Origin of the sequence: Acidiphilium sp. JA12-A1, assembly GCF_000724705.2 — a bacterium.
In the GTDB taxonomy this organism is placed as follows: domain Bacteria; phylum Pseudomonadota; class Alphaproteobacteria; order Acetobacterales; family Acetobacteraceae; genus Acidiphilium; species Acidiphilium multivorum.
The window spans coordinates 39,694-46,532 of sequence record NZ_JFHO01000035.1 but is presented as its reverse complement, the minus strand read 5'-3'; the positions used below and the strand labels follow the sequence as shown (position 1 = coordinate 46,532).

Below are 6,839 nucleotides of genomic sequence, written 5' to 3'. Positions count from 1 at the left end.
CGAACATCACCGGCCGCGACTTTCGTTCCAGGTCGATGAAGATCGTGACGTAGTTGTGGCCCCGCTTCGAGGCCGTCTCGTCGAATGCCACCGCCCTCAGTTCGGCAAGGTCGAGCCGATCCAGTGCCTGCCCGACGTAATGCCCGATGATTCGCCAGAGCCGCTGGTCGGTGATAGCCATTTGCCGTGCCGCCGCCTGTACCGGCATTTCGCGCGCCAGCATCAGCGCCACCTGCTCGAACAGCAGCGTGAAGCCGCTGCCTTCCCGCGCCCACGGTACCCGCACCCGCTTCACCCCGTGTTCCGGGCAGTCCGCGCGGGGCACCCGTGCAAGGATAATGCAGTGGTGCTGGAAGAAATTCAGATGCCGCCAGCGGAACTCGGCAAAGTCATGTGCCTTGCAGACCCGACCGCATTCCGGGCAGGCAAACAGAGAACCCCGATCCGCCTCCAGCCGCAGATGCAGCTCGTGTGGATGCTTCCCCGTCTCCAGATGCTGACCTGCCAGACGCCATGGCGGCGTAACTCCAAGACCCAGCGCCAGAACCTGTTCCGCATCCATCGCAGCCTCCCAAAACCTAAAGGGAGGCTATCCCATCAGACCAAAGCATTCAGCCCATTTCCATTCGTCGCGTCGAGGAGCCCATTTTCATCGACTGCCGCAACGCGGTCTCGACCTCCTCGCGCTCGCGCACCTGGTTCGTCGTTTCCGTCAGGGCGGCGTGCACCCCGTCGATCCGGCCGTCGGCGTCGAGAATCGGCGTATAGGACAGGCTGAGCCAGATCTGCTCGGGGCTGTCGCCACGGTCGGACACCAGGCTGTAATCGTGCAGCACCACCGTCTCGCCCGCGTGGACACGGGCGAGAATGTCGCGGATGAAGCGCTTCATGCGCGGGTTCGCCTGCGCCGCCGGCTGCCCGAGGCTGCCCGGATGATGCCGGCCAAGCAGCGCGGCGCAGGCGTCGTTGTAGATCAGGATGCCCTCGGGGCCCCACATTGTCGCGATGGCGATGTCCGAGCGGCAGATCAGCTGCACGGTCCGCCGCCGGATTGCCGACCAGGTATCGATCGGGCCGAGCGGTGTCGCGGCCCAGTCAAAACCGGCGATCATGGCGGGCATGAACGCTTCGGGCGCCGGATCGGTCGCACCGGCCTGCGCCAGCGTCAGCGGGATCGAAGTCTCAGCCACCGTCGGTTGTCTCCAGCCCGCGGCCGGGAACCGGCGTCCCGCGCGGTCACATCATTGCCGTGGCGAGGTCGCCCACCGCCGCTTTTTTGCCCCGTTCCGTCACAAGCCCGGCACTCGCAGTCTGTCGGTAAAACAAGATTTGGTTAAAACTCATACGGACTTGATACATGTCCAATATATGAATGTAATGTCATGAATTTTAAATGTAGGTAGGTCTCATCCTTCCAGAAGTCCAGCCTTTTCCGCGGAACGGCCATAGAGGAAGGTCCACAGCATCAGCAGCCCGATGGTCACGTAGCCGACGATCGGCCCGACGATGAGAAACCGGCCGACCGGCAGCGAAAACACCAGCACGCTGCGCACGGCCGTCTCCACCACCAGCCCGATGCCCCAGACGATCGTCATCACCGTCATCACCCGCCGGAAGCCCGGCTGGTGGCGATAGGATTCGAATTCCGCGCTGTCCTCGGCCGATTGCCGCTTCAGGCTGGCGCTGGCGAGCACATAGATCAGCGGCCGGCGGATCAGCGCCGAGACGATGAAGATGAAGCCGATCAGTCCGGTGACTAGCGATTCCCGCATCAGCAGCAGCTTGGGCGAACCGCCGAGCGCGAACCCGGCGAGCGAGAGCGCGATGCCGCCGAGCACCATGACCGAGATCGCGTCGACCCGCCGGTGGCGGGCGAACTCGACGAGGCTCCAGACGATCGGCGGCGCCGCCGAGGCCATGATCGCGTGGATCTCGCCGATATGCGGCTTGCTGAAATGATAGACGGTCCAGGGCAGCAGGAAATTGAACAGGATTTCCAGCGCCATCATGACGCGCTTGCGGGTGACGATGCCCTTCATGGCAGGATCTCCGCCCCTTCGAGGAGTTGCGCCGTCGACCGGCCGATCTCTTCCGCCGCCAACGCTTCCGCCCGCCCGCCGAGATGGGCGGCGAGGAAATGCTCGGTGATCGCGTTGAAGGCGATGCTGTTCTCCGGCCGCGCGAAACCGTGCCCCTCGTCGGGGAACAGGACGTAGGTCACCGCGATCCCCTTCGCCTTCAGCGCCGCCACCATCTGGTCGGACTCGGCCTGCTTCACCCGCGGGTCGTTCGCCCCCTGGCCGATCAGCAGCGGCCGGGCGAGGCGCGCGGCCTGGTGCACTGGCGAGCGCTCGCGCAGCAGCGCCGCGCCCTCCGGCGTCGCCGGGTCGCCGAGCGCGCGGGTGAAGATGCTGCGCCCCGCCTCCCAATAGGGCGGAATCGTCGCGAGCAGGGTTTCGAGATTGGACGGGCCGACGATGTCCACCCCGCAGGCATAGCGCTCCGGATTCCGGGTCATCGCGGCGAGCGTCGCATACCCGCCATAGGACCCGCCCATGATGGCGATCCGGCTTGGATCGGCGATGCCCTGGCCGATCGCCCAGTCCACCGCATCGAGCAGGTCGTCATCCATCGCCCGGCCCCATTCGCGGTCGCCGGCATTGAGGAACGCCTTGCCGAACCCGGTCGAGGCCCGGAAATTGACCGACAGCACGGCATAGCCCCGGTTGGCCAGCCACTGGTGATACGGGTTGAACCCGAAGGAATCCCGCGCCCACGGCCCGCCATGCACCAGCAGCACCAGCGGCCGCGGCGCCGATCCCCCATCCGCCGGCAGGGTGAGGTACGACACGAGGGACAGCCCGTCCCGTGCGGCGATCACCACCGGGCGCATCGGTGCGAGCGGGGCGTCGGCAAGGTCGGGCCTTGTGTCGTAGAGCTTCTCCAGCGCCCGTGTCTTCCGGTCATACAGCCAGGCCACGCCTGGGGCGGTGTCCGAGGCGGCGCCGACGATCCAGAACCGGTCGTCCTCGCTGCGCGACTGGATGCCCCAATCGCCGATCCCGGCGGCATCGAGCGCGTCGAGATCCGGCTGGATCGCGGGATCGAGCGCCACGTAGCGGTTGCGCTCGTAATTCACGCCATAGGCGAGCGGCGTGTTCTCGTGCAGCCGGACGATGATCTCGCCGATATCCGCCCGCGCATCCTCGGCGAGCATGGTGGCCTCGCCGGTCTCGAGGTCGAGGCGGAACAGCGCGGCGGTATCGCGCCCGGCGCTGCTCAGCATCAGCGTCGTCCGCCCATCGGCGGTGAACAGGCCGAGCACGCCCGAGGTCATCGCGTCTTCCGGCGCGAAACGCATGAACGGCGCCCAGCCGCCGGCGCCATCCGGGCGCAGCACCGTCTGGCTGCCGTCGCCCTCCAGCCGCGCGGCGAGGCGCAGGGCGAAATCCTCGTCCACATCGAAGCCGGCGAGGCCGGGATTTTCCGCGATCATCGTCGACCGCCCGGTCGCGATCTCGATCCGGTAGAGATCCGGCCATTGCGGGTCGCGCGCATTGTGGCTGACCACCGCCTCGCCGGGATGGCGGGGGGAGAGCTTGACGATGCTCGCCTGGATCGGGCCGTGCGGCGTCAGGTCGCGCATCGCCCCGGTCTCGCAGTCGACGGCGTGGAGATGGAAATTCTCGTCACCGTCATTGTCCTTGACCACGAGAAGATGCCGCCCGTCATGCGCCCAGGCATAGCCCGGAATGCCGCGCCGCCGCTCGTCGGTCAGCGGCCGCGCCGCGTCGATCCGCCCGCGCGGGGCGACGAAGAGGTTCATCACCCCGTTGCGCGGCGCGAGAAAGGCGATCGTGCCGCCATCGGGGCTGATCTGCGCGCCCGCCCGGCGCGGATTGCCGAACAGGGCGGCGCGCGGAATGAGGGGCAGGGCGGTGGTGTCTGTCGTGCGGTCCATGCGGACTTCCTATCGGAGATCGCGTCGCGGCGAAACCGCGCCCCGCCAGCGCGGCGAAACCGCGCCCCGTTTCAGTGCAGCCGGTCGAGCCGCAGCCGCTCGCGCCCGTCGGTCAGCCGCCGCGCCGCGAAATAGGCCGCGCCCACGGCGGCGATGCCGGTCGCCCCGGCGAGCAGGAACATCAGCATGATCTGGTATTTCACCGCCGAAACCGGCGACAGCCCGGCGAGGATCTGCCCGGTCATGATGCCCGGCAGCGTCACCAGCCCGGCGGCGGACATGGTGTTGACGATCGGCAGCATCCCCCGGCGCACCGCCTCGCGGATCAGCGGGCGCATCGCGTCGCGGAACGTCGCCCCGAGGGCGAGCTGCGCCTCGATCGCGGCGCGCTCGCGCGTCACCGCCGAGAGCAGCGCGTCGAGCGAGAGCGAGGCGGCGTTGAGCGCGTTGCCAAGCATGATCCCGGCGAGCGGAATGGCATAGCGCGCCGCATACCACGGTTCCGGGCGGATCGCGGTGGCCAGCGCGAAGACCGCGGTGATGAAGGTGGCCAGCGCCACCGCCGAAAGCCCGGCGATCTGGTTGCCGTAGCGCGCGAGCCGCCGCTCCGGCCGTGCCGCGACCTCGCGTCCGGCGATCGCGACCATCAGCAGGATGATGCCGAGCGTGAGCAGCGGCGCCTCGGCGGCGAACACGAAGCGGAGCAAAAACCCGATCAGCAGGAGTTGCACGGCGCAGCGCGCCGCCGCGACCAGCAATTGCCGGTGCAGCCTGAGGCCGAGCAGCACCGAGGCCAGCGCATCGACCAGCACGAGCGAGGCGGCGATCAGCAGATCCGCCGGGGTCAGGTCGATCGGGGTCATGCGAGGTTCAGCCGCCCGCCTTCGAGATGCATCCGCTGCGCGCCAAGGCGCTGGGCCTGTTCCTCGTCATGCGTCACCATCACGATCGCGGTGCCGGCGGCAAGGCGCAGCGCCAGCAGCTTCTCGACCAGCACCGTCGCCTTCGGATCGAGCGCGCCGGTCGGCTCGTCGAGCAGCAGCACGTCGGGCCGGGGCAGGATGGTGCGGATCAGGGCGAGGCGCATCCGCTCGCCGGTCGAAAGCCGGTGGATCTTCTGGTCGAGCAGCGCCGGCGCCAGGGCAAGCTGCGGCATCATCTCCGCCGCCGCCGCGCGGTCGGGGAAATGGGCGGCAGCCGTCTCGTGCCACCAGCCCGGCTCGGCCGGCAGATAGGCGACGCGCCGCCGCCAGGACGGCGCCGGCATCGCCGCGCGGTCCGCCCCGCCGAGCGCGACCTGCCCCTCATGCGGATCGAGATCGGCGATCATCCGCAGCAGCACGGACTTGCCCGCCCCGGACGGGCCGGTGATCGCCACCGCCTCGCCGCGCCCGAGTTCGAGGTCGAACGGCCCGCCCGCGGCCCCGCGCAGGCCGGCCGCCACCAGGAATGACGCCACCGCCTCAGCCGGCGAAGGCGGCAAGCATCCGCGCCTCGGCCCGCATGCCGCGATGGAAGCAGCGCATCTCGAATTTCTCGTTCGGGCTGTGGATGCAGTCATCGTCCAGCCCGAAGCCGACCAGCAGCGTCTTCAGCCCGAGCTGCCGCTCGAACGCCTCGACCACCGGAATCGACGCGCCGCATCCGGCGAGCACCGGCTTGCGGCCGAATTCCTGCTCCAGCGCCGCCCGCGCCGCGCGGACGAAGGGCAGGTCGACCGGCACGACCAGCCCGGCCGAGGCGCCATGCACCTCGAAACGCGCCTTCGCATCCGGCAGCAGCCGCGCGTTGACGAATTCCTTGAATCCCTCGACCACCTTCGCCGGGTCCTGGCCCGGCACCAGGCGGAAGGTGAGCTTGGCGCCGGCCTCGGCGGGAATCACCGTCTTGGTGCCCTCGCCCTGATAGCCGCCGAAAATGCCGTTGATCTCGGCGGTCGGCCGCGCCCAGTTCTGCTCCAGCACCGAAAACCCGCGCTCGCCGCTCGCCCGGGCGAGGCCGATGCCGCCGAGCCAGGCGGCCTCGTCGAACCCCGTCGCCCGCCAGGAGGCGAGCACGTCCGCCGGAATATCGAGGATGCCGTCATAGAAGCCCGGAATCCGGATCCGCCCGTCGGCGTCGAACAGGTCGCCGAGAATGCGGGTCAGCGCGCGGATCGGGTTGAGCGCCGGCCCGCCGAACAGGCCGGAATGCAGGTCGCGGTCCGGCCCCGAAATCCGCACCTCCACCGCCGCGAGCCCGCGCAGGCTGGTGGTGATCGCCGGCGTCTGCCGGTCCCACATGTTGGTGTCGGCGACGAGCACGAAATCGGCCTTCAGCGCCTCCCGCTCGGCCTCGAGCATGGCGGCGAGCGAGGGGCTGCCGCACTCCTCCTCGCCCTCCAGCAGCACGGTGAGGTTCACCGGCAGGCCGCCCGTCACGTCGAGCCAGGCGCGCACCGCCTCCAGCACCATCATCACCTGGCCCTTGTCGTCCACCGCGCCGCGGGCGACCACGCGCGGGCCTTCCGGATGGTCGACAAGCTGCGGGTCGAACGGATCGCTGTGCCAGAGGTCCAGCGGATCGGCGGGCTGCACGTCGTAATGCCCGTAATACAGCACGGTCGGCGCATCCGGCCCGGCCTTGTGATGCGTCGCGATCACGCCGGGCAGGCCCCTGGTCTCCGACAGCCGTGCCGCGAATCCCATCCCCGCGAGCAGGTCGCGCATATGTGAAGCGGCGCGCAGGCAATCCGCCCGGTGCGGCGAGGTTTCGGTCAGCCCCTGCGCGCTGATCGAGGGAATCCGCAACAGCTCGAACCAGCGCCCGCGCGCGCTGTCGAGATGGGCGTCGATATGGGCGAGAACGTCGTCGATCCTGCTGGTGCTCATCGAATGTC

Annotated in this window: 7 protein-coding genes; all 7 read right to left on the bottom strand. The window is 69.0% G+C overall.

What is annotated here, in order from left to right:
• On the bottom strand, positions 1-562 hold a 562-nt coding region (locus RT91_RS07160), incomplete at its 3' end, for an ISL3 family transposase (RefSeq protein WP_035186422.1).
• A 49-nt stretch (positions 563-611) separates the two neighbouring features.
• Positions 612-1,190 (bottom strand): PAS domain-containing protein, encoded by a 579-nt coding sequence (locus RT91_RS07155; protein WP_035186421.1) that lies wholly within the window; start codon positions 1,188-1,190, stop codon positions 612-614.
• A 216-nt stretch (positions 1,191-1,406) separates the two neighbouring features.
• Positions 1,407-2,039 carry a VC0807 family protein gene (locus tag RT91_RS07150; protein ID WP_007421681.1) on the bottom strand — a complete coding sequence of 211 codons (633 nt, stop codon included), beginning with the start codon at positions 2,037-2,039 and terminating at the stop codon, positions 1,407-1,409.
• Positions 2,036-3,961: a S9 family peptidase gene (locus tag RT91_RS07145; protein WP_035186419.1), complete on the bottom strand. Its 1,926-nt coding sequence runs from the start codon at positions 3,959-3,961 to the stop codon at positions 2,036-2,038. The genes RT91_RS07150 and RT91_RS07145 overlap by 4 nt, the downstream gene beginning before the upstream one ends.
• A 71-nt stretch (positions 3,962-4,032) precedes the next feature.
• Positions 4,033-4,824, bottom strand: a complete 792-nt coding sequence (locus RT91_RS07140) for an ABC transporter permease (RefSeq protein WP_007421683.1) — start codon at positions 4,822-4,824, stop codon at positions 4,033-4,035.
• Entirely contained in the window at positions 4,821-5,420 is a 600-nt protein-coding gene (locus RT91_RS07135; protein ID WP_035186432.1) for an ATP-binding cassette domain-containing protein, read from the bottom strand. Before RT91_RS07135 ends, RT91_RS07140 begins: the two co-directional genes overlap by 4 nt.
• Before the next feature lie 4 nt (positions 5,421-5,424).
• Complete coding sequence (locus RT91_RS07130; RefSeq protein WP_035186418.1) at positions 5,425-6,831, bottom strand: dipeptidase; 1,407 nt, start codon at positions 6,829-6,831, stop codon at positions 5,425-5,427.
• Between the last annotated feature and the right edge of the window lie 8 nt (positions 6,832-6,839).

What these genes read in the sequence shown, in the direction of transcription:
- RT91_RS07150 (WP_007421681.1), bottom strand. Translation starts at nt 2,039, where the DNA reads ATGAAGGGCATCGTCACCCGCAAGCGCGTCATGATGGCGCTGGAAATC.
- RT91_RS07145 (WP_035186419.1), bottom strand. Translation starts at nt 3,961, where the DNA reads ATGGACCGCACGACAGACACCACCGCCCTGCCCCTCATTCCGCGCGCC.
- RT91_RS07140 (WP_007421683.1), bottom strand. Translation starts at nt 4,824, where the DNA reads ATGACCCCGATCGACCTGACCCCGGCGGATCTGCTGATCGCCGCCTCG.
- RT91_RS07130 (WP_035186418.1), bottom strand. Translation starts at nt 6,831, where the DNA reads ATGAGCACCAGCAGGATCGACGACGTTCTCGCCCATATCGACGCCCAT.